Raw genomic sequence first — 25,071 nt, 5'->3', positions numbered from 1 at the left:
AAATTATGTAAAGATTTTAAAGACTACATAAAAATTTACAAGGACACTAGAATGATTAATGTGTTGATGATAGAAGATGATCCTGACTTTGCACAATTATTATCTGAATATTTAGCGCAATTTAATATTAAAATCACAAATTTTGAAAATCCTAAAAGTGCTTTAAATGTGGGTATTCAAGGCTATGATTGTCTGATTTTAGATTTAACTTTACCTGGAATTGATGGTCTTGAAGTCTGTAGAGAAATCCGACAAAAAAGCAATATTCCTATTATCATCTCATCGGCTAGAGGTGACTTAAGCGATAAAGTTGTGGGGCTTCAAATCGGTGCTGATGATTATCTACCAAAGCCTTACGATCCAAAAGAAATGTATGCAAGGATTATGAGTCTTATTCGTCGCACAAAAAGAGTTGAACACACTAATAATGAAAATATTAACTCTGCTTTCAAAATTGATGAAAGAAGACATGAGATCACCTATGAAGATAAGGTTTTAACACTTACTCCTGCTGAATTTGAAATTTTAGAATACCTTATCCAACAACACGGATATAGTGTTTCAAGAGAACAGCTTGTAAGTCGCTGTAAAAATCTAAAAGATAAAGATTCTAAAAGCCTTGATGTTATCATCGGTCGTTTAAGGGTAAAAATAGGAGATAGTTCAAAATCTCCAAAACATATTTTTTCTGTTAGAGGTATAGGATATAAACTGATAGGATGACAAAAAATTATTCTATTCATACCAAACTGATTATTTTATTTGTTGTTACTTTTTTCTTGGTTTGTGTGCTTTTTATCGTTCTTTTAAAAATAGAAGGGAATACCTATAATGAAGAAGAAAGTTTAAAACAAGAAAATCTTATAAAAAATTTACTCATCTCCTATGAAAACACTTCAGGTGTTGAAATAGGAGCTTATCTTGGAAACAGCGGTTTTAACGCTATACAAAATCCCAATCTTGTAAAAGCTATAAGAAATAATGGACAATCACTTTTTAAAGCAGGCGGAGAGCTTTGTACTCTTTCTTCTTTAAAATATCATAGCAATCTTTATTTTGATGTTCAATGTAAAGATTTTGATGGCTTGTATGAAGAAAATACTAGTGATAGGGTTTATAATCTTTTATTGATAGGATTTTTCTCTTTTTCTTTGTTGGTTGTTTTTATGTATTTTTCTGTATTAAAATCCTTAGAACCTTTAAAAAAATTAAGAAGACAAGTTGCCGAAGTTGCAAATTGGGAACAACCTGATTTTCTAGACTATCAAGAAGATGAAGTAGGCAAGATCGCCTTTGAATTTCAAAAAGCTTTCAAGAAAAACCAAGAATTAATCCAATCAAGACAACTTTTCCTAAGAACAATCATGCATGAGTTAAAAACCCCTATAGGAAAAGGGAGAATCATTTCTGAAATGATCAAAGAAGACAGACAAAAAGAAAGACTTATCGCTATATTTTTACGCATGGATTCTTTGATCAATGAATTTGCCAAAATCGAAAATTTATTTTCAAAAAACTACAACTTACACTTTAAACCTAGTCGTTTTAGCACTATACTTGAAGAAGCTAAAGAACACCTTATGATAGATGATTTTAATAAAGTTGTAAAAGTCGATATAAGATATGACGCTTTAATCAATGTTGATATGGAAATTTTCTCTGTAATTTTAAAAAATCTTATCGATAATGCCTTAAAATACTCAAACAATGGTACTTGTGAGCTTTTTTGTTGTAAAGAATGTTTTACCATTAAAAATCCAGGCAAACCTTTAGCAGAGCCTATAGAGCATTATCTTGAAGCTTTTACAAGAGAAAAACACAATCAAGTCAAAGGTATGGGACTAGGACTTTATATAGTTTCAGAGGTATGTAAACTGCATAATTTTGATTTGATTTATTTTTATGATGATGGAAAGCATTGCTTTAAAATTTTCTTTGGAGATAAAGAAAAATAATGGTAAAAGGCCTGGAAAAATTCAATGAACTTGTTGAAAGTTTTGCAAATTTACCTACCATAGGAAAAAAAACCGCCATAAGGCTTGCTTATCACCTTTGCATAAATAATCAAATTGATGGTATGAAACTCGCACACAATATAGAAAATGCTATCCGCTTTATAAAACCTTGTGAGCAATGCGGTGCTTTAAGCGAAAATGAGCTTTGCGAAATTTGTAGCGATGAAGAAAGAAATAAAAACATTTTATGTATAGTTGAAAGCCCAAAAGATATATTAACACTCGAAGAGAGTCAAAGTTACAATGGGCTATATTTTGTTTTAGATGAGTTAAATGAAGAAAAACTTGAAAAACTAAAGCAAATCATACTTAAGCTAAATATCTCTGAGCTCATTTTTGCATTGACACATAGCATTAATTCTGATGCAACTATCTTTTTTATAGAGGATAAATTTAAAGGCTTAAACCTAACTTTTAGTAAAATCGCTCAAGGAATTCCAAGTGGTGTAAATTTAGAAAATGTGGATTTAATCTCTTTAAATAAAGCTATGAATTTTAGAACAAAAATTTAGTAATTTTTATAAGAAATATCGGCTAATTCTTGCAAAGAAAAATCCGCAATCTTTTCATAAGCAAAACCTTCCTTGCTTAAAAAATCAAGTAAAGTTTTTTCCATGATTTTAGCTCCTTGTATAAGCTCATCTGAAAGCTTAAAACTCATCGCTTCAATACGCTTTGGCACACAAGCTAAGATGTGTGTTTTAGGCAAATCTCCTGCAAGTTCCATGTATTGTAAGGTTTGAAGCATTTCTATTTCATGGGCACTTCCACTCCAGCTAATTTTATTAGGCATAGCATCATAAGGAAAGAAAAATACATCTCCTATACTCGCACCTTGCGCTTCTATACAGTCTAAAACGATAAGTCTATCGTATCGAGCGATGATATAGCTAAGCTGCAAAGCCAAAGTTCCACCATCAACAAAATCTAAAGTAAATTCAGAATGAGTGAATTTGTAGTTTTTTTCAAGTTGTTTGCAAAGATGAACGCCTAAGCCTTCATCCGCAAACATGATATTACCTATTCCAAGGACTAAGAATTTCAATGCTTTTCTTCTTTTACAAATTTATATCCGCTAATAATAGCATCCATAGCACCATCTTTACCTTTTACTGCGTTAAAAATCGCCATGTAAATATGTACTGGCACAAAAATCATAATTACCCACATCAAAATTCTATGATAAGTTCTTACATCGGCCAAACCGCCCATTGCAGCTTCAAGCGGTCTTAAAATATGATATAAAAGCCCACCTAAGCCCTCATGGTAAGTATGAGTATAAAGAATAAGCCCTGTAAGAATGATACCTAATATCACAAGATAAAAGAAAAAATAAGTTACAAATTGCAAAGGATTATAAACCCCTTTTAAATGCGGATGTTTTCCTAAGAAAATGTAAAATTTTACTTGTTCTATCCATAATTTGATATTAAAAATATCCCATACACTTCTGCGTTCTTTTGCGCTTACCTTATCGCAGAAAAACAAATATACTTTAAAAATAATACAAGCGATTAAAACAAAACCCACCGCTTGATGTACTAAGCGGTATTTTGCTTGCATAAAATTTACGGGCTCACCGTTACTAATAGGGCTTTGGAACACATAGGAAAGATAATACCCTGTGCCAATAAGAATCACTATAGCAATAGCTCTTACCCAGTGCGTTAAACGCAAACCTATGCTAAATTCATATTCAGCTTTTCTTTGCAATTTTTCTTCTTTGTTTTGCATGAAAGCCTCCTTATAAATTGACATTCACTTTATATTCACTTAGATTATTGCCCTTAGTATCCATTACATGCACCGCACAAGCAATACAAGGATCATAAGAGTGAATTTTTCTAATGATTTCAAGTGGTTGTTTTACATCAGCGATTTTAAGTCCTATCAAACATTGCTCATAACTTCCACCTACGCCATTTGCGTCTTTTGGACTTGCATTCCAAGTAGAAGGCACCACAGCTTGCCAATTTTCAATAACACCATTTTTAATTCTACACCAATGGCTTAATGTTCCGCGTGGCACATGCCCCATATAGCGTCCTTTGTATTCTTTAGAATTATCGATCACATAAGGAGCACAAGTACTCTGGTCTACTTTTAAATTTTCAACTAAATTATTAAACGCTTTTAAAGCATTATTTGCAACGATTTTTGCTTCAATACAACGAGCAGCTGTTCTTCCAAGTGTGCTAAATACAGCATTTAAAGGAAGTCCTGTTTCTTTTAAGAACTCATCTACCACAGGAACAACATTTTGATTACCTTTAGCATAATTTACAACGATATTTGCTAAAGGTCCTACTTGCATAGGATTTCCTTCATAGCGTGGAGCTTTAATCCAGCTATATTTACCCTTAGTATCAAACACTTTAGAATGGACATTATTTCCATGATGATCTACGCTTTCTCCATCTACAAGTCCTGTATAATTTGGATTTGTTTTGCCATCATAAGGATGTAAAGGTTCATTGTCTGCATACCAAGAATGAGTTGCCTCTTCAGTAATCTTATCTTCTTCTACTTCATAAACCTTGCTTAAATCTCCATTTTTGATAATACCACTTTCAAAAAGCCATTCATCTCTTCCGATTTGGAATTCTTTAAAGGTATAAAGATTATTTACCCCTATATCATTTAAAACACTTGCTTCATGTGCATAAGCTTTTCCTGCCATCACAAGATCAGGATAATACGCACGATTAACAAAGTCTTGCACTTCTTGGAATTTAACCATATATTCACCCATTCTTGCAGGATCGAGTAAATCCATAACGCAAGTTACACCACCAACGGTTAAGCTTTGTGGATGTGGATTTTTAGCTCCAAAAATCGCCATACATTGAGCAATGATTCTTTGAATTCTTAAACATTCTAGATAGTGAGAAAGAACGATTAAATTTTGCTCAGGACTTAAACGATAAGTTGGATGACCATAGTACGCATTAGCAAAAGGTCCTAAATTTCCTTTATCTACAAAAGTTTTAAGTCTTTGTTGCACTTCAAGAAGTTTATCCGAACCTGTTGCATAAGGATTTGGAGTGTATTTAAAAGCTTCATCGCTTGCTTTTTTAACATCAGCATTTAAAGCACTTACCACATCAGCCCAATCAAGCCCATGAAGTTGATAAAAATGCACAATATGATCGTGTAAAAATAAAGCCGCATTCATTAAAGTTCTTGTTAAAAGCGCATTTAAAGGCGGAGTAATACCCAAAGCATTTTCAACAGCAACTATACCTGCTTTATAATGTGAAAAAGTACAAACTCCGCAAATTCTTTGCGTCATAAAACCCGCATCTCTTGGATCACGCCCTTTTACTATGGTTTCAATACCACGCCACAAAGTAGAGCCCGCATAAGCTTCTTTTACCACATTGTTATCATCAACAACAACTTCAACTCTTAAATGCCCTTCAATTCTTGTAATAGGATCTACGATTATTTTTTGACTCATTTTTATTCCTTATCTTTTTGCATGGAAGATATAACTGCGTGTGCTGCTATAGCAACGCCTGTGAGTGTAAGCACACCTATACCGATTTTATCTGAAACACTATCCGCACCCAAACCAAAAACAGTATCAAATTTACGACTAGCCATAGGCTCTTCAAAAGGTCCCATAGTATCCCAAAAATTAGGCTCAGAACAACCTATACAACCATGCCCTGCTTGAATAGGCCAAGAAGTGTGCTGGTTAAATCTCTCTCTTGAGCAGTTATTAAAAGTATAAGGTCCTTTACAACCTACTTTATAAAGACAAAAACCTTGTTTTGCTCCTTCATCTCCAAAAGCATGTACAAATTCACCCGCATCAAAATGTCCGCGTCTTTCACAAAGATCATGAATTCTTAAACCATAAGCCCATTTTGGTCTATTATACACATCAAGTGCTGGTAACTCACCAAATAATAAATAATGAAGTACATTACCCACTATATTTTTTTCACTTGGAGGACAGCCTGGAACATTGATCACAGTTTTACTTGTTACTTTGCTTAAAGGCTGCGCGTTGCTAGGATTTGGTCTTGCGGCTTGAATTCCTCCAAAGCTAGAACAGGTTCCTATAGCAAAAATCGCCAAAGCATTTTCACTTGCCATTTTTGAAAGCTCATAGCCTGTTTTTCCATGTGCACCTATGGTTAAAAAATGCTCCGTATCACCCATAGGGATACCACCTTCAACCATTAAAATGTATTTATTTTTATGCTTTTGAATGGCATTTTCTAAATTTTCTTCAGCTTGCCAACCTGCTGCAGCCATCACTGTTTCGTGATATTCTAAAGAAATATAATCAAAAATCAAACTATCAATCGTTGGAGTATCACTTCTTAACAAACTCTCACTACAGCCTGTACACTCAGCCATATGAAGCCACACAACAGGAAGCCTATCAGCAAGCTCAGCAGCTTTTGCCACCATAGGAGTAAAACTCGCTGGCAAAGCCAAAAATGCCGTCATAGCACCTGCCCATTTCATAAAATCCCTTCTAGAAAAACCTGACTTTTCTAATGCTTTTGTAATACTATCATTGTCTTTCAAAGAAGGAAGCTTTTCAAGAGTCGATAAACGCGACTCTATTTGATGATAATCAATCATTATATTTCCTTTGTAACATGAAATTTATTCTCTATAATAATAAAATAAAGGAAGTTAAAATAAAGTTAAAAACTTACTATCATAAGCAAATATTAGCATCACTCTTAATTAAAGCTTAATCATAAGCCTTTTTTAAGTTTGCGAATCAAAAATCTTGCAGGATGAATAGCGTGGATGTATTTTTTTTCTAAACACAAGGGTTCATTATTTATCAATGCACACAAATACCTTGCCGCTAAAACACTTGTACTAAAACCCCTTGACCCATGAGCAAAATTAAAATACAAATTACAAGACATTTTAGCTGGTTTTTGCTCCTTATTTTTTGTCCATAATAAAGCTTTATATTCTTCTTTATAAAACGCTTCATCATAAGCATTTCCAACTATCATAAAGCGATCACTCGAATAAGATCTAAAACCTACTTTAGAACCTATGATTTCTAATTTTGTATTTTTATCCATAAAATCGGCTATATTTTCTATATTTTGTTTATCATCTTCTTCTTTTGATTCTAAACTTGCATTAAGCCTATCATAACTTGCACCAATTACTTGCAAATCATCTTTTACAGGGCAAATATAAGCCTTAGAAGATAAAGGAAATGGGGTATCTAAAAAAGGTTTTAGATGTGTAACTTGACCTCTTACTTTGCTTAATTTCATCTCATCATAAAAAACAAAATCTTTTGTATCTGCACCCATAGCATAAATCAAAACCGCATAATCACTTTTAACAATATCATTTTTAAATTTTAAAGTAAAACACTCATTTTCAAATTTATAAGCTTGAAATTCATGATTAAAATATATACAAGCTTTACTTTTTTCAAAAAGATTTTTAACCAAATTTTTTGGAAAAATCACTCCACCCTCTTCTAAAAAAGCTTGATTTTTTGAAATTTTAAACAAAACATTTTCTCTTTGTGTGTCAAATCTTTCTTGCATCAAATCATTATGTGCAAACTCCACCACACCCTTAAATTCTAAATCTAAAATTTGTCTATAAAAACGGCTTGCTTCTATAAAAGAAAGCTCTGAAAACTCCCCTAAATTTACCTTAGGTTTTAAGATTAAAGAGCTTAAAATTCCACTTTCATTTCCACTTGCACCCTTGCCTAATTCTAAATATTTTTCAAAAACATCTATCTCAAAACCCCTTAAACTAAGTTCATAAGCTAAAACAGCGCTTGATATACCCGCACCAATAATAGCTACTTTTTTATTTTTTAAAGATGAAAATGTTCTTGAAAAATACGCTTCTTTGTCTTTAAACTCAAGCTCATTTTCCAAATAAGCTTTAATCATTTCTCTTTTTCTAAAACCTTTGGTTTTTTCTACTCTAAAACCATATTTTTTTAAATTTTTTTGCAAAAAACTTGCCGAAGAAAAGGTGCAAATTTGTGTATTTTTTTTAGAAAGTCTTGCCACTTCAAAGATTAAATTTTCATCAAACATTTGCAAGTTTTTATTTGGAGAAAATCCATCTAAATACCAAACATCAGCTTTAAAATCCAATTCTTTTAAAACAGCTATATCTTCAAAAACAAGATCTAAAAAACAATCTTCAAAATAAAAACGATAAATTCCTTCTTTAGCCTTAGGATAAAATTTTAAAAATTGTTCTAAAAGCTCTTTAAACTCTTCATAAAATTCTAGTTTTTGATAAATTTCTCTTAATTGTTCTTTTTCGATATAAAAAGCTTCTACGCTAATATAAAAAAGTTTTTTAGGACGCTTAGAAGGGGTAGTTTCTAAAAGGCGTTTCAAAGTAAGAAAAAAATTTAAACCTATACCAAAACCACTCTCTGCGATAATAAAATTTTCTTGATTTTTCCATTCAAAAGAATGAGTGTAAACAAATTTGCTTTCATTTAAGCCATCTTTGGAATTAAAATAAAAATCATCAAAATCCAAAGAAAAAGGAGTATTATCCTTAAAAATTAGCTTAGCTTTTTTCATCGGTTGTTATAAAAATAACTCTCAACTCCATCGGCAATACCCTTAACCAATAAATCTTGAAAAGCTTTATTGGCGATTCTTTTGCCTTCATTTGGATGTGTAATATAGCCAATTTCAATCAAAATTGCAGGCATTTGTGCACCTACTAAAACCCAAAAAGGTGCTTCTCTTACACCGCCATCTACAATTTTATACTTTTTGCGTGTTTGAGTGAGTATATTTTTTTGTACATCAATGGCTAGTTTATTTGAAGCAACGATTTTTTCACGATTTAAGAAATTTAAAATACTTTGTTTTGAGAAATAATTAATCTCTTCAAAATCCCCTTGATTTTCTTTTTCTGCTGCCTTTTTACTTCTTTCACTTCTTGCAGGACTTAAAAAGAAAGTTTCCACGCCTTCGCTACTTTTGGCTTTTGTGGCATTTGGTGCTGCGTTAGCATGTATAGAAATAAACAAATCCGCTCTTTTATCATTGGCATATTTGGTTCTATCACGAAGATTGATAAATTTATCCGAACTTCTAGTATAAAGCACTTTATAACCGCGTTTTTTAAGTTCATTTCCAAGTTTTAAAGCCGTACTTAAAACTATATCTTTTTCTTTTAAACTTCCTTTTTTATCACTTAAAGCACCGCTATCTTTTCCACCATGCCCCGCATCGATAACCACAAGCTTTCCTGATTTGTAATTTGTATTTAAAGTTTTACTAGAACTTTGAGTTGCTTTTTTGTTTGCATTTTGATTTGTAGTTTGTATATAAAAACCTAAAGTGAGATTATTATTATCCAACTCCTTTAAAAGTTTAAATTCTTTAGGAGCACTCAAAACCACACGAACGGTTTTTGGATTGTATTGAGTAACTGTAATCACATTTTGTCCAAAAGTAAAGCTTTTTCTATTACCTTCTAACACACCCTTAAAACTTACAACATATCGGAATTTTTGATCTTTGGTATCAAATACTGCTATTTCTTTTTCATCTAAATCATCGCTTAAATTTAACACCACAGCATTAGAAATTTTATCCACATCTAAAACATATAAAGGTTTTTGATTTTCTTTTTCATTATTGGTTTTTTTATCTTGTTTTTTTGTTTCTAAAACTTTGGTTTTAATTTCTGTTTTTTGATCTTGCTTTTTCTCTGAAATTTTACTAACTTGCTCAGTCTTTTTTTGACTAGTAGTTTCTTTTGAAAAAATTATTTTTTCTTCTTTAAAAGATATATCAATAGGAATTTTTTCTTTAGCATAAACCACTATGCGTATGGTTTTGGGATTAAACTGTGAAATCACTAAACGATAGTCATCAAATTTAAACTCTTTTTTACCCCCTTCTAAAACCCCATCAAAATCACTAATAAAACGATAGTTTCCTTTTTCGTCTAAAGCAAAACTTTTTAATTGATCCTTATCCAAATCTGCATTTAGTTCAAACTCTACACCTTGGTTTGTTTTACTTGACTTTAAAACATAAATTTTATCATCGCTTTTTGCTTTAGAAACGATACTGCTCTTTGGTGCTTGCGAAGTTTTAGAATTTGTTTTTTCTGTATTTTTTATTTGTTCGTTAGATGATTTTTTTTCATTTTTTTGAACTGTTTTTATAGGTTCAAAAGTTGTTTTTTCAGTGTCTTGAGAAATATTTTGAACCTTAATATCTTTAATAACAGCCTTTCTTAAAGCATTAATACTTGCTTCACTTATACCACTTTCTTTTAACTCATTAGCATATGACTTGTCATCTAAATTTAAAGTATTTGAACTGATGATCAATCTTTTTAAAATTTCAATTTTAGTTTTTTCATCTTCATGAATAACACTTTGTATATAAAGGCTTTTGAGCTGATGGTGAAATTTTACTTGCACTTCACTTTTAGAACCGATAAAATTTTTATCAAAATTTGCAAGTTCATTTTCATAAGCTCCAAAAAGAGTTGTGAAAGCAAATACTAAAAATACAAAAATTTTAGCCATTATTCACCATTAACCAATTTTTCCATAAGTTCTTTAACACTGATAAGCTTATCTAAACGATATCCATTTGCACCTGTAAAGAAAAGTCCTGTTTCTTTTTTGCCTGACCACGCATCAAAAAGCCTATCTGCTATACAATACCCTACTTTAGTCGCCTCTTTTCCACGTCCACAAGGCGCTACACAATTGCTTATACAATTAATCTTTGGACCCATTCTTTTATCTACCAAATTTAAAAGATTGGTTCTAACTCCACGAGCAGGATAGCCCACAGGAGATTTAATAAGCTCTATATCTTCTTCTTTAGAAGCTAGCAAAACGCTTTTAAACTCTTCACTCGCATCACATTCAAAAGTTCCTATGAAACGCGTTCCCATTTGAACACCACTAGCCCCTAAAGAAATAGCATTTTCTATATCTTTTTTATCCCAAATTCCACCTGCAGCAATCACGGGAAAAGACCCCCAATTTTTAGCCTCTTCTACCACAGGAGCGATTAATTTTTCTAGCTGATAATTTGGATCTAAGCACTGCTCATAAGTAAAACCTTGATGACCTCCACTTTTTGGCCCTTCTAAAACCACTGCATCAGGCAAGCGATTGTAACGGCTTTGCCATCTTTTGCAAATAATTTTTAAAGCCTTTGCAGATGAAATGATAGGCACTAAAGCCACATCAGGAAAATCTGCAGTAAATTCAGGTAAATTTGTAGGAAGTCCAGCACCTGAAACAATCACATTAAAACCAACCTCACAAGCATCGCGTGCTATTCTTGCATAATCATTACTTGCACATAAGATATTACACCCCAAAGGTGCATCGCCACAAACTTTTCTTGCATTATTAATCAAAGCTTGCAAACCCTTGCGTGAGTAAAAATTTTCACTTCCATAAGGCTTAGCGTTTAATTCTTTACTTGCATACTTTCTTTCTTCATAATATCCTGTTCCCACAGAAGAAATAATCCCAAGTCCACCATTTAAAGAAACTGCAGAAGCTAATCTATCCCAGCTTATGCCTAGTCCCATTCCCCCTTGAAAAATGGGATATTTTATAGTATGTTTTCCTATTTGTAAGGGTTGTAAATTCATTCTTTTACCTTTAATTTTGCAAATTTTCTTTTACCTATTTGTAAGATGTATTCTCCTTGTTCTAAATACATTTGCTCGTCGCTAACTTTTTGAGAATTTACACTTACTGCATTAGCACTGATGCTTCTTCTTGCCGCAGAAGTAGAACTTTCCAAACCACATTCAACCAAAGCCTTAGCAAGCCAAATTTTTCCTTGTATTTCAAACTCAGCCATATCACTTGGCAAAGCATTTTGAGAATGAATTCTATCAAATTCAGACTTAGCATTATTAGCCTCTTCTTTGGAGTGAAAACGCTCTGTAATCTCTAAAGCCAAATTTTCTTTAGCTTTTTTAGGATGTAAATTGCTTTGTTCTATATCTTTTTTTATTTGCGCAATTTCTTCTAGACTTTTTTGACTTAAAAGTTCATAATATCTAAACATCAATTCATCACTAATACTTAAAATTTTAGCATACATATCATTAGCTTTTTCTGTAACACCAATGTAATTATTTAAACTCTTACTCATTTTGTTTACACCGTCTAAACCTTCGAGTAAAGGCATCATAATCACAGCTTGTTCTTTTCCTATGTTATAAACTCTTTGAAGCTGTCTTCCCATCAAAAGATTAAATTTTTGATCCGTTCCACCCATTTCAATATCGCTTTTTAAAGCCACACTATCATATCCTTGAAGTAAAGGATACAAAAACTCGCAAATCGAAATAGGACTTTGCTCTTTAAATCTCTTGGTAAAATCGTCACGCTCAAGCATTCTAGCTACACTAAAAGTTGAAGTAAGCTCTACTATACCCGCAGCTCCAAGTTCATTAAGCCAAGTAGAATTAAACTTAATCTGTGTTTTTTCTTTATCCAAAACCTTAAAAACCTGCGTTTCATAAGTTTTAGCATTGATTAAAACTTGCTCTTTATCCAGCTTTTTACGCGTTGCACTTTTTCCACTTGGATCGCCAATTTGTCCTGTAAAATCTCCAATCAAAAACTGCACAATAGCTCCATGTTTTTGCAAAAAAGCCATTTTTGTTAAAACCACGCTATGACCTAAATGTAAATCAGGCGCTGTAGGATCAAACCCCGCCTTTATAAAGAAATTTTCACCCTTTTCATAATAATTTTTAATTAATTTTTCTATTCTTTCTTCATCAATAAGCTCTGCACAACCACGCTTAACTTCTGCTAATATTTTTTTTATATCCATAATAAACCTTTTTAACCTTCTTTATAAGCATCATTTAAAGATGTAAAATCTAAAATCTTGCAACGAGATTTTAACCTATCCTTGACACTATCTGGATTAATATTATCAGGAATTTCCATTGTAATCTCAAAATAATCTACCGCCGAATTTAAATCACTTGATAAATTAATTGTTAATAGATTTATCTGCATTTTAGCTAAAAATGCCAAAAATTCCGCTAAAACACCTTTTTTATTTTCCAAAGAAAAAATCAATTTATAAGATTTAGGGATGTTAGAATCCCATTTTATAAATACCATATCTTGATTATTATCTATCATTTTATCAGCTCTATCGCAAAGCTTATGATGGACAATAGCGTTACCACCTTTAACAAAAGCTAAAACAGCATCACCTCTTTTTGGATGGCAGCAAAAATCAAAATCCACATTAGCAATTTTATGGTTACAATATAGAGTAAAATTTCCTATTTTTTGTTCTTTAATCTCATATTTATCAAACCAATATGACTTCTTGGCGTATTTTTTAAGACCATTAACTATATCTTTCAAATAGGCACTATCTGTTGCTGCTTGTCTAATACGTCTGGCTAAATTTTCTTTTTCTATCCAAGTTTCAATTCTGTTTTTATCAACTCCAAAAATAAAACTTAACATATTAATAGAACTTGCTAGATTAATCTCTCTGATTTTTTGCTTGCAAAATTCCCTTATACTTGCTTTTGCTTTTCCTGTTTTAACACTATCTATCCAAGAACAGCGATAAAATTTATCATTGCTAGTAACCACTCGCACAATATCGCCATTTTTAAGCTCGGTTAACAAAGGCACTTTAATACGATTTACATAAGCACTTTTTGCATGAAGCCCTACTTTGGTATGCACTTCATAAGCAAAATCAAGAACCGTTGCACCACGAGGCAAAGTGAAAATTTCTCCCTTAGGAGAATAAACTGCGACATCTTCAACATAAAGACTATCTTTAGCATATTCATAAAGTTCAATAGCATTATAATCTTCTGCATTTTCAAGATTGTTTATACTTTGCATTGAAATATCTGTAAGCCAATCAAGACGAGGCGCAACCACACTGCCATCTTCTTTATATTTCCAATGCGCTGCTATACCAAATTCCGCAATTTTATGCATATCAAAAGTTCGAATTTGTGCTTCTATAATACTTTTAGCATCAAAAAGTGTGGTATGTATGGTTTGATAACCATTTTGTTTAGGCAAGGCTATATAATCCTTAAAACGCGAAACCAAGGGATTAAAATGTGTATGTAAAATTCCCAAAGCTAAATAACAATCACTTACTTTTTCAACCAAAATTCTTACCCCAAGCAAATCAAGAACTTCTTCAATACCAATGCCTTTTCTTTGCATTTTAAGATAAATAGAATAGCTATGTTTAATGCGTTTTTGAATTTCAAAACTACCTTGTCTAAAGCCATTGCTCAAAAATAAAAGTTCGATTTTGGAAATAAATTCATTTAAACCTAATTGCATTTCTTGATTATTAGAGTTGATATAATTGTCAATAAGCTTATACTCATCTGGCATAAGATATTTAAAACTAAGATCTTCCAAATAATTTTTTATGCTTGAAATACCAAGTCTATGGGCTATTGGGGCATATACAACTAAAGTTTCTTCGCTGATTCTTTTTTGCTTATCTTCTCTTAGAATATCAAGAGTAAGCATATTATGCAGCCTATCGCATAACTTCACAATCAAAACCCCAACATCTTCAATACTTGCTAAAAGCATATTTCTGAAAGTCAAGGCTGATTTAGTTAAACTTTTTTTAGATTTTGATGAAATGAGATTATCTTCTCTAATTTCTATAATTTTAGTAAGCCCTAAAACAAGTTTTAAAACCTCAGAACCAAACTGCTCTCTAAGTTCTTCTTCAGTACAGTTTGTATCTTCGATCACATCATGCAATAAAGCAGCTAAAATATTGCTTTTATTTTCACTTAAAAATCCAACCAGTGTTGCTACTAAAAGAGGATGTACCGCATAAGGCTCTCCACTTTTTCTAAACTGCCCTTCATGGCAAAATATACAGTAATCTACCGCTTTTTCAAGAATGGCATCATGGCCACAAATTTCGAAAAGCAAAACCTTAGCAGCTTCTAAATCTTTACAATTTTTTACATTATCGATTAATTGTTCAAGCAATAATTCTTCATCGATTGGTTTCAACTAAACCCTCTAAAGTGATTTTATTTTCTGCAATTTCATATAAAGCTATATCTGCTAGTTTATTTTTATTTTTATCAAAGTCTACCAAAGGGGTTGCTCCATTTGCCAATTGTTCCGCTCTTTTTGCTACCACTAAAGAAAGGCGATATCTATCATTACCCATTTTTTCCAAAGCTTTTGCCGCTACTTCTTCTATTCTTTTATCCATAATTTTCTCCTTAATTATTTTTAACGGTTGAACAAAGGCTAGTATCACCTTGTATGATTTTAAGTAAATTACCCTCTTCAAACATATTACAAACCACAATAGGAAGTTTGTTATCTTTAGCTAAAGCTATAGCTGTATCATCCATCACTTTAATATTATCTTGCATAGCCTCATCATAACTCAAAGTATTTAAAAATACTGCATCATCAAATTGTTTTGGATCTTTATCATAAACTCCATTAACTTTTGTAGCTTTTATTACCATATCTGCATCAATTTCCACAGCTCTTAAAATAGCTGTTGTATCCGTAGTAAAATAAGGGTTTCCAGTACCTGCAGCAAAAACCACAACACGACCCTTTTCTAAGTGTCTTTGCGCTCTTCTCATAATATAAGTTTCACAAAATGCTTCCATCTGAATGGCGCTTTGAACCCTAACTTCAAGTCCAGAGCTTTCCAAAGCTTCTTGTATAGCAATAGCATTGATAACCGTAGCAAGCATCCCCATATGATCTCCACTTGTCCTTTTAATCAATCCGCCCTTAGCAGCACTTACTCCGCGAATAATATTACCACCGCCTATAACTATGCCTACTTCTATTTGATTTTTTATAAGTTCTTTAATCTCTGAAGCTATGAATTTTAAAATAGAATTTTCTATACCAAAGCCATTTTCACCTGCTAAAGCCTCTCCTGAAAATTTTACTAAAACTCTTTTTCTCTCTTGCATTATTTCTCCTTATTTAACTTGAAATTATATTTTAAATTCCATTAAATTTAGCTAATTTAAGCTAATGAGTTCCAAAGGATTGATATGAAAATTTTTTTGAGTTACTTCAAAAGTAAGATCATTTTTTATTCTACCCACTACGGCACCTTTTTTAATATTCTTACCAACTTTAATATTAGGAGCAATCTTATCTAAATGTGCGTATATTGTATGTATGCCATTATCATGTTCAACAATAACAACTCGAGCTAGCATACTAGTATCTTTAGCAAAAACTATTTTTCCATCTAGCACATTTTTAACAACTGCATCGCTTTTATTGCTTCTTAAAACTACATTCTCGTTAAAAATTTTAAGATTGTAAACAGGATCAACATAATTTCCAAATTTTTGCTTCACAGTAAAAGAATCCAATGGAGCTATGGTTTTTTTTCCTGTGTAACGCTTGACTGAACTTCCTTGATAGCTTGAACCTAATTGTCTTATTTTTTGATTATTTTTTACTATTTTAGTATCATTTTTGTTTAAATTTGCACCTTCTTTATTATTAATAATTTTTAATTGATTTAATGTTTTTCTAAGCTCTTCTTGCTGAGCTTGTAAGTCATCGAGTTTTTTTGCATATATGGTTCGATCTGTTTTTTGTTTATTAATTTCGCTAATTTGTTTTTGTTTTAAACTTTGAAGCTTGACTAATTGAGCGTTGTAATCCTTAAGACTATCATTGATTTTCTTAATCTGAGCTTGTTTATCATCAATAAGTCTGCTTATTCCCTCATAATCTTTAGAAATTTTAAAAATTTCTTCATTTAAAACTTTGTTTAAACTCCCTAAAATTTCAAAAGCCACAAAACTTTCTTCACTTTCGATATAGCCTTGAGGAATAGGTAAATCATAGGCAAAATCTTTAGCCATCAAAGATATAAGCTTACTTTCCATATTTGATTTACTTTTAAGCAAATCTTCATTTTGGCTTGCAAGGGTGTTTAACTCTTGATTTTGAGCCTTAGCACTTGCTTCAAGCTTAGAAGTTTGTGAATTTAAGCTTTCAATTTGCAAACTTAAATCTTTCAAACTTTTTTCACCATTTAAAATATCACTAGCCAAATCTTCAAGTTTTTTATTTAGCTGTTCTTGTATGCGTTTATTTTCTTCTAAACTTTTTGTTTTTTCATTTATAGTGTTTGCTAAACTTATATCAACAAACAAAAAAAAACAAAAAAAGATAAGAATATTTTTTCTCATCTTTTAACCTTGAACATAACCGTATTTACACACAACAAGCAAATAAACAAAGTAGCTAAAAAAATTAAAGTCAAATGCAAAATAAAATTAATAGGTGGAAAAATAATATCTACAGCCTTTAAGCTTTCTTGGATAATAGAAAGATCAAAAATTTGGGTAAAAAAGGCAAGTAAAATAACAAAAGCAATAAAACAATCAACCACAACCACCTTATAAAGCATAAAAGATCTAAACCAAAACGGAGCTCCAAATAAACACATAATTTCAATACGATCGGTATGTTCATAAAGCCAAATTCTCATCTGCTTTAAAAACAAAACAAAGGCAAGTAAAATAATGATAAACAAAAATAACCAAAAAACAAATTTCATCAAAATAAGCAAAGAGTATATCTTATCATGGGTTTTGGAAAAAGTTTCAACCTTACTAACACCTACAATATTTAAAAGTTGATTTTTAATCGAATTTAGTTCATTTTGATCGGGCAAAGAATTTAATTTTAAAGTATAAAATTTTGGTAGAGAATCTTTTAAAACTTTCAAATTCTTTTCAGAAACATCATTTTTCAAACGATCAATTAAACCCTTAGGATCTAAAGATTCAAGTCCAGCAAAAAATGGTACTTTTGTTTTTACTACATTCTGATCAAGTTCAGTTTTGCTGACAACTATAATATTATAATCTTTATTAACAAGTTCTTCATAATGCTTTAAAGTTGCATTTGTAACCAAAATAAATTCAAAAGCAAACATCATAAAAAGTAAAGGTAAAATTAAAGATAAATGTGTTTTAAAAAATTTCATTCATTTTTCCATTTTCTATATTAAAACGACGATAATCCACTCTTAAATTACTAGGAATTCTATGTGTTACCACTATAACACAAGTTCCTAAAAGCTCTCTAGCAGACTTTAAAAGAGTCCATATAATATCAGAAGAATACTCGTCCAAATTTCCCGTTGGCTCATCGCAAAGCAAAAGCTTTGGATTATGAGCTAAAGCCCTAGCCATAGCGACGCGTTGTTGCTCACCACCGCTAAGTTGATTAGGCAATTTATCTGCTTTAAAAGTTAAATTTACATGCTTTAAAAGCTTAGCAGCTTGATCATGACATACTTTTTTGCTATAACCTTTAATCATTAAAGGCAACATAACATTTTTTTCAACACTATATTCTTGTACAAGTTTATAATCTTGAAAAATAATCCCTATTCTTTGACGTAATTTTAAAAGTTCTAAATTTCCAATTTTATTCATCAAAGATCCACATACTTCAAGTTTACCAGAAATAGGTTCTAAATCTCCATAAAAAGACTTTAAAAGCGTACTCTTACCACTCCCACTTTTACCCGTAATAAAAACAAAATCATCATCCTTAAAAGCAAAACTCGCTTCTTTAATAACTAGTTCATCATAACCTAAAGTAAGTTTATTTGCTTGGATTAAATTAGGCATCCTTTTTCCTTAATTTCCCTTTTTAAATTTTTAAATTATGCTTTATTTTTACTTAATTTTCAAGAAAAATTATATTTTAAACTGAACTTTTAAAATTTCTTTTAATTCATTTATCGCTTTAATATTTTCTTGAATTTTAAATGGCTCTTTAAAAGCAAAATCAATCGTTTTATCAAGATGCAAATAACAATGTTCAGGCTTATTAAAAGCTCCAAAAGCAACCTTTAAAAGCAAATTCTCATCTTGTTTATAGATGCTTTCAAAATGCAAGAAAAAATCATCTTTTTTTATAGTAATATTTTTAAAGTTCTGCTCTATTTTTTTCAAATCCTCTTTAGAAAATTTAACCGATGAGAGATTAAATTCATTTAACTCATAGTTTTTACACTCTTGGTTAAAATTCCACACCCAAAGATCATATATATTTTTTTCTTGCTTTTTCCATCTATCTTCATATTTGCTTGAAATTTCTAAATTTTCATTTTTTCTAAGGCTAAATTTTGGAGCAGGAAAAGTCAAAAATTGTTCTAGAGTAAAATTAAAATACTCAAAACTATCTGTTCTAAGCTCAAAACGACCATTTTGGGTTAAAACCCTAGCACATTCTTTGCAAAAATCTTTCCCAATAACTCGCCTATGAGGCTTTTTGTCCCAAGGAACAGGAAAATGTAAAAAAATCTTTTCAACTGATTTTGATTTTAATACACTCAATAACAATCTCGCATCACTTTGGATTAGCAAAATATTATTTACATTTTGTGCTTTAGCAAGTTTAGCCACTTGAGTTAAAGCTGGGTTGTAAATTTCCACCCCTAAAATTAAAACATTTGGATTTTCTTTTGCTTGATAAAGCAAATGTCTTCCTGATCCAAAGCCTATTTCTATATAAATTTTACCTTGAAGTCTAGATAAAAGCTCATTAAAATTATCAACAATAAATGGTGTTTTTTCAATTAAAGCATTGTTTTTAAGTCCAAAAGCTTCATTGATAATATCCTCACAAAAACCTTCTTTAAAGATTTTTAAAGCCTTTTGCAAATAACCTATTTTAGAAGGTTTTGTATGTTTATCGCCTTTAATCACAAAACCATTTTGTGCTTTTTTAATCTGCAGAAAAAAACTCTCTTCTTGAACCTTTGTATAAATAAGACTAACATTATCATTCTTAGCAAGCCAAAGAAATTCAACATCATCCTTGCTATAAGGCAGATTTATTTCTTTGATCTTTTTGCTTTTAAAATTTGGCACTACTGAGCCGCCTTAACTTTGCTTGAAGGTTCTGAACGAAGCCCAGCTGAATCAATAGCAATAACTTCATAACTATATTCCACCCCTGGCAAAGCTTTTACATCTTTTAATCGCTTTTCTTTAATGCCTTTAAAAACTGCATTTTGCTCCCCGCCATAGCGTCTTACTTCATACTCAACAGCTCTAGTATCATTATCACTCCATTCTAAATTTATCCCTTCGCTTGTACTTTGAGCCAAAATAATACTAGGAGCCAAAGGGTTGCCTAAAGTTTTACCTTCTACACCATCTTTTGGCATAGGACTTTCAAGACCATCTTTATCCACCATTGTTACTTTATAATATTTGCTTTTACCTGCTCCTTCTACTATATCCTCATAAGAATTTTTATCAGTCTTTGCCAAAACACTAAAAGGAAGGAAGCTTGAGCTCGTAGAATAAACTTTATAATAAGAAAAATCTTCATACGTAGGAGCATCCCAAGTTAAAATGATTTTACTAGAACCATCTGTGCTAGCACTTAAATGCTCAACTTGAGGAGGTAAAGCCTTGCTTGTAGAACTTATAACTTGACTTGACCCACTCTTTATCCCATTAAAACTCACAGCAATAATTCTATAACTTGAATTTTCATTAGGCTTTAAATCACTATCGATGTATTCAGCGTTTAAACGATTTTTTACTTCTGCAATTTTTTTAAATTCTTTATCATCACCTTTGGTTCTTTCAATAATATAAGAATCAACCCTAAAATCAGGATGCGGACGCCAAATAAGTTTAATACGATTAGGCAAATTAGTCACAGCTTGAACAAAAGGAACAGCTTCAAGTCTTGGAGCTGTGCTCACTTCTATAACCTTGCCATCTTCTGAAATTTGTCCTTGCTCATTAAAGCTTTTCATCATATAACGATACTTAGTACCAGGCTCTAATTTAGTATCTACATAATGAGTTTGAAACTTATCTTTAATAGTGCCTACAAGTTTAAAATCAGGATTTTCATCACTAGAACGATACAAATAAAATCCTTTAATATTTTCATTATATAAAGGCTCCCATTCAAAAGCAATATTACTCATATCACTAAGACTTTTTAAACTTTCAACCTTTGGCAAGCTTTCATTTACAGCAGGCTCTTTACTTGAAGCTAGCGAATTCATTTGCGAAACACTACAAGCGCTAAGCAAAAGAGTTAAAAAACTCAAGTAAAAACTCAAGCGAAATCTTTTCATCATTCTCTCCTAAATTAATTTGTTCAAACATAATATTTTTAAAATCTTCCATCAAAGGTGCTTTAACAAAAATTTGTTCTTTGGTTTTTGGATGGATAAAATACAAAAAATAAGCATGTAACATTATCCTACAATCATACTTACCCTTATAACCATACAAACTATCACCTAAAATATAGCGATTTAAACTAGCCAAATGCGCTCTAATTTGATGAGTTCTTCCTGTAAAAAGCTTAGCAGCCATCAAAGTTAAATTTTCAGTTTTTACTACATTTATAAAAGCTGATTTTGCGTTTTTACTGAATTTATTTTCCTTATCTATGGCTATTTTTTTAATAGCATTAGAAGGCGAACGCATTAAAAATTTTTCTACTATAATTTTATCTTCTTTTAGTGGCAAATCAATTAACGCAAGGTAAATTCTTCCCATGCTTTTATCTGCAAGCTGTTCACTTAATTGTTGATGGGTGAAATTATTTTTCGCTATTAGTATAGCTCCGCTTGTATCTTTATCTAATCTATGGACAAGACCAGCTCTTATCTCTCCTCCTAAATTTGATAAAGTATATTTTTTTTCTATTAACCAATCCACCAAAGTGGCATTTTTAACGCTACTTGCTCCATGAACGACTAAATTTGAAGGTTTATTTAAAACAAGCAAGTCTTCATCTTCATATAACACATCAATATCAAAATCCACTTCAAACTGAGGTTTTATCTCATTGCAAAGCTTTAAACTTGCAATAGAAATAATATCACCATTTTTAAGCTTAAATGAATTTTTATCTTGAATTTTATCATTAACCTGTACACAATCTTTTTCTATAAGTAAAGCAACTTGATTGCGACTTTGGTTTAATTTTTTAGCCAAAAATACATCAAGCCTTGAATTTTCATCTACTAAAAAAGTTTGCATTTTTTCCTTAGAGGTTTTGATAAATTTAAAATTTTAGTTTATAATTATAGCTTTATATTACCAACTGAAGGCAAATTTTGTTTAGATTAGATAGAAGAATTTTAACTCATTTTGACTATATGCAACCCATTTTATTTTTACCCATAATTCTTATTTCATTTTTCTTAATCTTTGAAGCTAATCCTTTTTTAGCAGAAAAACAGTTTGTTTATGCCTGTGTGGGATTGTTTGCTTTTATGGTTTTTTTCTTCTTTCCCATAAGGAAATTTATTTGGATTATTCCTGTTGCTTATTGGATTAATATTTTTTTATTGCTAAGCGTAGATATTTTTGGGGTTGAAAAATTAGGTGCTAAAAGATGGCTTGAAATTCCTTTTACTCACTTTACTATACAACCTTCTGAAATTTTTAAACCTAGTTTTATTTTAATGCTTGCCTATCTTATTTATCAAAATCCTCCTCCAAAAAATGGATACAAACTTAAACAATTCATCAAACTTAGCTTTTACATCATCTTGCCTTTTTTGCTAATTGCAAAAGAACCTGATTTAGGAAGTGCTATGGTTTTACTACTTGTTGGTTTTGGAGTGCTTTTTATCATGGGAGTTCATTATAAAATTTGGTTAAGTATTGTTATAGCTATAAGTGTTAGCTCTCCTATTATTTATACACATCTTTTAAAACCCTACCAAAAGCAAAGAATTCATGATTTTATTTCAGAAAAACCAAGTTATCAAGTAGCCCAATCAATGATAGCTATTGGAAATGGTGGTTTAACCGGAAAATCTCAAGATGAAGCTACGCAAACTCATTTTAAATTTTTACCTATTTCAACTAGTGATTTTATTTTCGCTTACATGATAGAAAGATTTGGATTTATTGGGGGATTGACATTAATTATATTTTATATTTTACTTATTTTTCATCTACTTAGTTTAAATTATAAACTTAAAGATGATTATTTTGCTAGAGTTGCTATTAATTGTGTTGCATTATTTATTTTTATTTATGCGGCAGTAAATATTTCAATGACTATAGGTTTTGCACCAGTAGTTGGGATCCCTTTGCCTTTTTTTAGTTATGGTGGAAGTTCTTTTACTATTTTTATGATTTTTTTTGGAATTTTACAGCATTTAATCACTTTTAGATATTTTTGGACGGATATAAAGGCTAAATAAAATATTTTTAAGCATTAATAAGATATAATTTTATCTTTTAATTCAACTTAGGCGGATTTATAGCTCAGTTGGTTAGAGCAACCGGCTCATAACCGGTTGGTCGCAGGTTCGAGTCCTGCTAAATCCACCATTCTACATATAAGCTATAGACTCTTTCTTTAAAAAATAACTTTTAGTTCTTTAAATATTTCAATCTTATATAAAAAAGTATGTGATGTGATTTTTTGAAAGATAAAGTGGTGGTTAGAGGCAGAATCGAACTGCCGACACGCAGATTTTCAGTCTGCTGCTCTACCGACTGAGCTATCCAACCACAATGTTTGATAAAGTAAAAATGTAATTGTATCTTTTTTTCTTTAATTTAAGTTTAAATACAAAAATAAAATTTTATTTCCCTTAAAGTTTTAATAAGATAGAATACCCGCTTTAGATCATTATCAAATGGAAATTTTTTGAAACAATTTGGACTAGATAGACGAACTTTTAAAATTTTACTAGCTGGTTATATTATTATTGCATTGTTTGGGGCTTTATTGCTACATTCAAGCTGGGCACATACAACTCCTATTGATTTTTTGGATGCCTTTTTTACAAGCACATCTGCTGTTAGTATGACAGGATTAGTAGTTAAGAACACTGCGGTTGATTTTACCTTAGCAGGACAAATTATTATCTTAGCTTTGGTGCAAATTGGAGGCTTGGGATATATGGGTATAGGTTTATTTGTTTATATACTCATACGCAAAAAAGTTGGTTTTAGTGCAAGAAATTTACTAAAAGAGTCTTTATTTTATCCATCAATGGATGGTTTATTTAAATTTTTTAAAAAGGTTTTGCTGTTCATTTTTACTATAGAATTGATAGGCGCTATACTTCTCACCATGCGTTTTACCCTTGAAATGAATTTTAAGAAAGCTTTATGGTTTGGAATTTTTCATTCTATTAGCGCTTTTAATAATTCTGGATTTACTATATTTGAACATGGACTTATAGCTTATAAACATGATATAGCAATTAATCTTATTATCACTTCTTTGATTATTATTGGAGGGCTTGGATATTTTGTTTTGGTTGAATTATACTTTTTTCAAAGAAAAAAATTGCAAAATTTAAGCCTACATACAAAAATGGTTGTTGTTGCAAGTATTTTTCTTATTTTCTCTTCAACGCTTATTATTTTTGCTTTTGAATACTCAAATCCTCAAACTATAGGACATTTTTCATTTTTTGATAAAATTTTAAGCTCATATTTTATCGCTATTAATTACCGCACAGCAGGATTTAATACCTTAGATATGGGACATTTGCATGATGCAAGCTTATTTTTTGGATCATTGTTTATGGTTATTGGTGGTGCACCAGGTGGAACAGCTGGGGGTATGAAAGTAACAACTGTAATGGTTTTATTACTCTATGCTTATTGGAGTATCCGCGATGGAAGAGTTAGAATTTTTGGACATGAAATTCCAAGAGAAACTATATCTAAAGCTTTTATTATAGCTGTAGGTTCAGCTGTTTATATAGTAATAGCTGTTATTTTGCTTTCCTTGCTAGAGTCAAAATTTGATTTTATAGCCTTGCTTTTTGAAACTTCTTCGGCTTTTGCAACCGTAGGAATTTCAGTAGGAAATGGTGGAAATTTATCTTTATGCGCTTTGTTTAGTGATCCTAGCAAGGTGATTATCATCATTATGATGCTAAGTGGTAGGATAGGTGTTTTTGCTTTTTTACTCTCGGTATTCAAACAAGACAAAGCTATTCATTTAAAATTCCCTGAAGGAAAGGTTAATTTATAAAGGTAAAAT

22 protein-coding genes and 2 tRNA genes are annotated in these 25,071 nt (G+C 31.1%); 6 read left to right on the top strand and 18 right to left on the bottom strand.

Annotation, left to right across the window (positions count from 1 at the left end; translation table 11 throughout):
• The first annotated feature begins 51 nt into the window (after nt 1–51).
• The 3 genes from AJ889_RS05850 to recR are packed head-to-tail and all read left to right on the top strand — an operon-like array spanning nt 52 to nt 2,527.
• On the top strand, nt 52–723 hold the full coding sequence (locus tag AJ889_RS05850) for a response regulator transcription factor (protein ID WP_002853168.1): 672 nt from the start codon (nt 52–54) through the stop codon (nt 721–723).
• Nucleotides 720–1,955 carry an ArsS family sensor histidine kinase gene (locus AJ889_RS05845; RefSeq protein WP_032585022.1) on the top strand — a complete coding sequence of 412 codons (1,236 nt, stop codon included), beginning with the start codon at nt 720–722 and terminating at the stop codon, nt 1,953–1,955. Before AJ889_RS05850 ends, AJ889_RS05845 begins: the two co-directional genes overlap by 4 nt.
• Complete coding sequence (gene recR, locus AJ889_RS05840) at nt 1,955–2,527, top strand: recombination mediator RecR (RefSeq protein ID WP_002853446.1); 573 nt, start codon at nt 1,955–1,957, stop codon at nt 2,525–2,527. The genes AJ889_RS05845 and recR overlap by 1 nt, the downstream gene beginning before the upstream one ends.
• Here the strand turns inward: recR and AJ889_RS05835 are convergent.
• The 17 genes from AJ889_RS05835 to AJ889_RS05755 all read right to left on the bottom strand — a co-directional run bounded on the left by AJ889_RS05835 (nt 2,524) and on the right by AJ889_RS05755 (nt 22,088).
• Entirely contained in the window at nt 2,524–3,060 is a 537-nt protein-coding gene (locus AJ889_RS05835) for a HyaD/HybD family hydrogenase maturation endopeptidase (protein WP_002859319.1), read from the bottom strand. The genes recR and AJ889_RS05835 overlap by 4 nt on opposite strands.
• The gene (gene cybH / locus AJ889_RS05830) at nt 3,057–3,749 is read right to left on the bottom strand and encodes a Ni/Fe-hydrogenase, b-type cytochrome subunit (RefSeq protein ID WP_002853700.1); all 693 of its coding nucleotides are present in this window, start codon (nt 3,747–3,749) and stop codon (nt 3,057–3,059) included. Before cybH ends, AJ889_RS05835 begins: the two co-directional genes overlap by 4 nt.
• Before the next feature lie 10 nt (nt 3,750–3,759).
• Nucleotides 3,760–5,475 carry a nickel-dependent hydrogenase large subunit gene (locus AJ889_RS05825; protein WP_002875863.1) on the bottom strand — a complete coding sequence of 572 codons (1,716 nt, stop codon included), beginning with the start codon at nt 5,473–5,475 and terminating at the stop codon, nt 3,760–3,762.
• A gap of 2 nt (nt 5,476–5,477) precedes the next feature.
• Nucleotides 5,478–6,617: a hydrogenase small subunit gene (locus tag AJ889_RS05820; RefSeq protein ID WP_002854042.1), complete on the bottom strand. Its 1,140-nt coding sequence runs from the start codon at nt 6,615–6,617 to the stop codon at nt 5,478–5,480.
• Nucleotides 6,618–6,736: 119 nt separating this feature from the next.
• Entirely contained in the window at nt 6,737–8,578 is a 1,842-nt protein-coding gene (gene mnmC / locus AJ889_RS05815) for a bifunctional tRNA (5-methylaminomethyl-2-thiouridine)(34)-methyltransferase MnmD/FAD-dependent 5-carboxymethylaminomethyl-2-thiouridine(34) oxidoreductase MnmC (protein ID WP_002875864.1), read from the bottom strand.
• Nucleotides 8,575–10,554, bottom strand: a complete 1,980-nt coding sequence (locus AJ889_RS05810) for an N-acetylmuramoyl-L-alanine amidase (protein ID WP_002860473.1) — start codon at nt 10,552–10,554, stop codon at nt 8,575–8,577. The genes mnmC and AJ889_RS05810 overlap by 4 nt, the downstream gene beginning before the upstream one ends.
• Entirely contained in the window at nt 10,554–11,645 is a 1,092-nt protein-coding gene (locus tag AJ889_RS05805; RefSeq protein WP_002857924.1) for a nitronate monooxygenase, read from the bottom strand. Before AJ889_RS05805 ends, AJ889_RS05810 begins: the two co-directional genes overlap by 1 nt.
• The gene (gene tyrS / locus AJ889_RS05800; protein ID WP_002859323.1) at nt 11,642–12,847 is read right to left on the bottom strand and encodes a tyrosine--tRNA ligase; all 1,206 of its coding nucleotides are present in this window, start codon (nt 12,845–12,847) and stop codon (nt 11,642–11,644) included. Before tyrS ends, AJ889_RS05805 begins: the two co-directional genes overlap by 4 nt.
• 11 nt (nt 12,848–12,858) lie before the next feature.
• Complete coding sequence (locus AJ889_RS05795; protein WP_002869669.1) at nt 12,859–15,054, bottom strand: bifunctional (p)ppGpp synthetase/guanosine-3',5'-bis(diphosphate) 3'-pyrophosphohydrolase; 2,196 nt, start codon at nt 15,052–15,054, stop codon at nt 12,859–12,861.
• On the bottom strand, nt 15,038–15,262 hold the full coding sequence (locus AJ889_RS05790) for a DNA-directed RNA polymerase subunit omega (RefSeq protein ID WP_002853464.1): 225 nt from the start codon (nt 15,260–15,262) through the stop codon (nt 15,038–15,040). Before AJ889_RS05790 ends, AJ889_RS05795 begins: the two co-directional genes overlap by 17 nt.
• Nucleotides 15,263–15,272: 10 nt before the next feature.
• The gene (pyrH, locus tag AJ889_RS05785) at nt 15,273–15,992 is read right to left on the bottom strand and encodes a UMP kinase (protein ID WP_002858454.1); all 720 of its coding nucleotides are present in this window, start codon (nt 15,990–15,992) and stop codon (nt 15,273–15,275) included.
• A gap of 51 nt (nt 15,993–16,043) precedes the next feature.
• Nucleotides 16,044–17,237, bottom strand: a complete 1,194-nt coding sequence (locus tag AJ889_RS05780) for a murein hydrolase activator EnvC (protein ID WP_002918282.1) — start codon at nt 17,235–17,237, stop codon at nt 16,044–16,046.
• Nucleotides 17,234–18,040 carry an ABC transporter permease gene (locus AJ889_RS05775; RefSeq protein ID WP_002860478.1) on the bottom strand — a complete coding sequence of 269 codons (807 nt, stop codon included), beginning with the start codon at nt 18,038–18,040 and terminating at the stop codon, nt 17,234–17,236. The genes AJ889_RS05780 and AJ889_RS05775 overlap by 4 nt, the downstream gene beginning before the upstream one ends.
• On the bottom strand, nt 18,027–18,692 hold the full coding sequence (locus tag AJ889_RS05770; RefSeq protein WP_002856386.1) for a cell division ATP-binding protein FtsE: 666 nt from the start codon (nt 18,690–18,692) through the stop codon (nt 18,027–18,029). Before AJ889_RS05770 ends, AJ889_RS05775 begins: the two co-directional genes overlap by 14 nt.
• 69 nt (nt 18,693–18,761) lie before the next feature.
• On the bottom strand, nt 18,762–19,940 hold the full coding sequence (gene trmB, locus AJ889_RS05765) for a tRNA (guanosine(46)-N7)-methyltransferase TrmB (RefSeq protein WP_002918273.1): 1,179 nt from the start codon (nt 19,938–19,940) through the stop codon (nt 18,762–18,764).
• On the bottom strand, nt 19,940–21,175 hold the full coding sequence (locus AJ889_RS05760) for a fibronectin type III domain-containing protein (RefSeq protein ID WP_074470783.1): 1,236 nt from the start codon (nt 21,173–21,175) through the stop codon (nt 19,940–19,942). The genes trmB and AJ889_RS05760 overlap by 1 nt, the downstream gene beginning before the upstream one ends.
• A complete protein-coding gene (locus AJ889_RS05755) occupies nt 21,120–22,088 on the bottom strand; it encodes an RluA family pseudouridine synthase (RefSeq protein ID WP_002918268.1) in 969 nt (322 codons plus the stop codon). The genes AJ889_RS05760 and AJ889_RS05755 overlap by 56 nt, the downstream gene beginning before the upstream one ends.
• A gap of 77 nt (nt 22,089–22,165) precedes the next feature.
• On the opposite strand from AJ889_RS05755, the gene AJ889_RS05750 reads away from it, so the two are divergent.
• Both AJ889_RS05750 and AJ889_RS05745 read left to right on the top strand, forming a co-directional pair.
• Nucleotides 22,166–23,266, top strand: coding sequence for an FtsW/RodA/SpoVE family cell cycle protein (locus AJ889_RS05750; protein WP_002853654.1), 1,101 nt, complete (start codon nt 22,166–22,168; stop codon nt 23,264–23,266).
• A 53-nt stretch (nt 23,267–23,319) separates the two neighbouring features.
• Nucleotides 23,320–23,396 (top strand) — tRNA-Ile (locus tag AJ889_RS05745).
• Nucleotides 23,397–23,503: 107 nt separating this feature from the next.
• On the opposite strand, the gene AJ889_RS05740 is transcribed toward AJ889_RS05745, so the two are convergent.
• Nucleotides 23,504–23,579 (bottom strand) — tRNA-Phe (locus AJ889_RS05740).
• Between the two features lie 139 nt (nt 23,580–23,718).
• On the opposite strand from AJ889_RS05740, the gene AJ889_RS05735 reads away from it, so the two are divergent.
• Nucleotides 23,719–25,062 (top strand): TrkH family potassium uptake protein, encoded by a 1,344-nt coding sequence (locus AJ889_RS05735; RefSeq protein WP_002869974.1) that lies wholly within the window; start codon nt 23,719–23,721, stop codon nt 25,060–25,062.
• Nucleotides 25,063–25,071: the final 9 nt, after the last annotated feature.

Source organism: Campylobacter sp. BCW_6468 (genome assembly GCF_001762865.1).
Classification (GTDB): Bacteria; Campylobacterota; Campylobacteria; order Campylobacterales; family Campylobacteraceae; genus Campylobacter_D; species Campylobacter_D jejuni.
Note: the sequence above shows the minus strand (reverse complement) of the source record. Positions and strands in the feature narration are given on the sequence as shown.

Excerpts from the sequence above, each read along its gene's own strand:
- mnmC (WP_002875864.1), bottom strand. The coding sequence starts at position 8,578 with ATGAAAAAAGCTAAGCTAATTTTTAAGGATAATACTCCTTTTTCTTTG.
- AJ889_RS05825 (WP_002875863.1), bottom strand. The coding sequence starts at position 5,475 with ATGAGTCAAAAAATAATCGTAGATCCTATTACAAGAATTGAAGGGCAT.
- AJ889_RS05790 (WP_002853464.1), bottom strand. The coding sequence starts at position 15,262 with ATGGATAAAAGAATAGAAGAAGTAGCGGCAAAAGCTTTGGAAAAAATG.
- AJ889_RS05810 (WP_002860473.1), bottom strand. The coding sequence starts at position 10,554 with ATGGCTAAAATTTTTGTATTTTTAGTATTTGCTTTCACAACTCTTTTT.
- pyrH (WP_002858454.1), bottom strand. The coding sequence starts at position 15,992 with ATGCAAGAGAGAAAAAGAGTTTTAGTAAAATTTTCAGGAGAGGCTTTA.
- AJ889_RS05755 (WP_002918268.1), bottom strand. The coding sequence starts at position 22,088 with ATGCAAACTTTTTTAGTAGATGAAAATTCAAGGCTTGATGTATTTTTG.
- AJ889_RS05775 (WP_002860478.1), bottom strand. The coding sequence starts at position 18,040 with ATGAAATTTTTTAAAACACATTTATCTTTAATTTTACCTTTACTTTTT.
- tyrS (WP_002859323.1), bottom strand. The coding sequence starts at position 12,847 with ATGGATATAAAAAAAATATTAGCAGAAGTTAAGCGTGGTTGTGCAGAG.
- AJ889_RS05770 (WP_002856386.1), bottom strand. The coding sequence starts at position 18,692 with ATGCCTAATTTAATCCAAGCAAATAAACTTACTTTAGGTTATGATGAA.
- cybH (WP_002853700.1), bottom strand. The coding sequence starts at position 3,749 with ATGCAAAACAAAGAAGAAAAATTGCAAAGAAAAGCTGAATATGAATTT.
- AJ889_RS05780 (WP_002918282.1), bottom strand. The coding sequence starts at position 17,237 with ATGAGAAAAAATATTCTTATCTTTTTTTGTTTTTTTTTGTTTGTTGAT.
- AJ889_RS05805 (WP_002857924.1), bottom strand. The coding sequence starts at position 11,645 with ATGAATTTACAACCCTTACAAATAGGAAAACATACTATAAAATATCCC.
- AJ889_RS05845 (WP_032585022.1), top strand. The coding sequence starts at position 720 with ATGACAAAAAATTATTCTATTCATACCAAACTGATTATTTTATTTGTT.
- AJ889_RS05850 (WP_002853168.1), top strand. The coding sequence starts at position 52 with ATGATTAATGTGTTGATGATAGAAGATGATCCTGACTTTGCACAATTA.
- AJ889_RS05820 (WP_002854042.1), bottom strand. The coding sequence starts at position 6,617 with ATGATTGATTATCATCAAATAGAGTCGCGTTTATCGACTCTTGAAAAG.
- AJ889_RS05760 (WP_074470783.1), bottom strand. The coding sequence starts at position 21,175 with ATGATGAAAAGATTTCGCTTGAGTTTTTACTTGAGTTTTTTAACTCTT.
- recR (WP_002853446.1), top strand. The coding sequence starts at position 1,955 with ATGGTAAAAGGCCTGGAAAAATTCAATGAACTTGTTGAAAGTTTTGCA.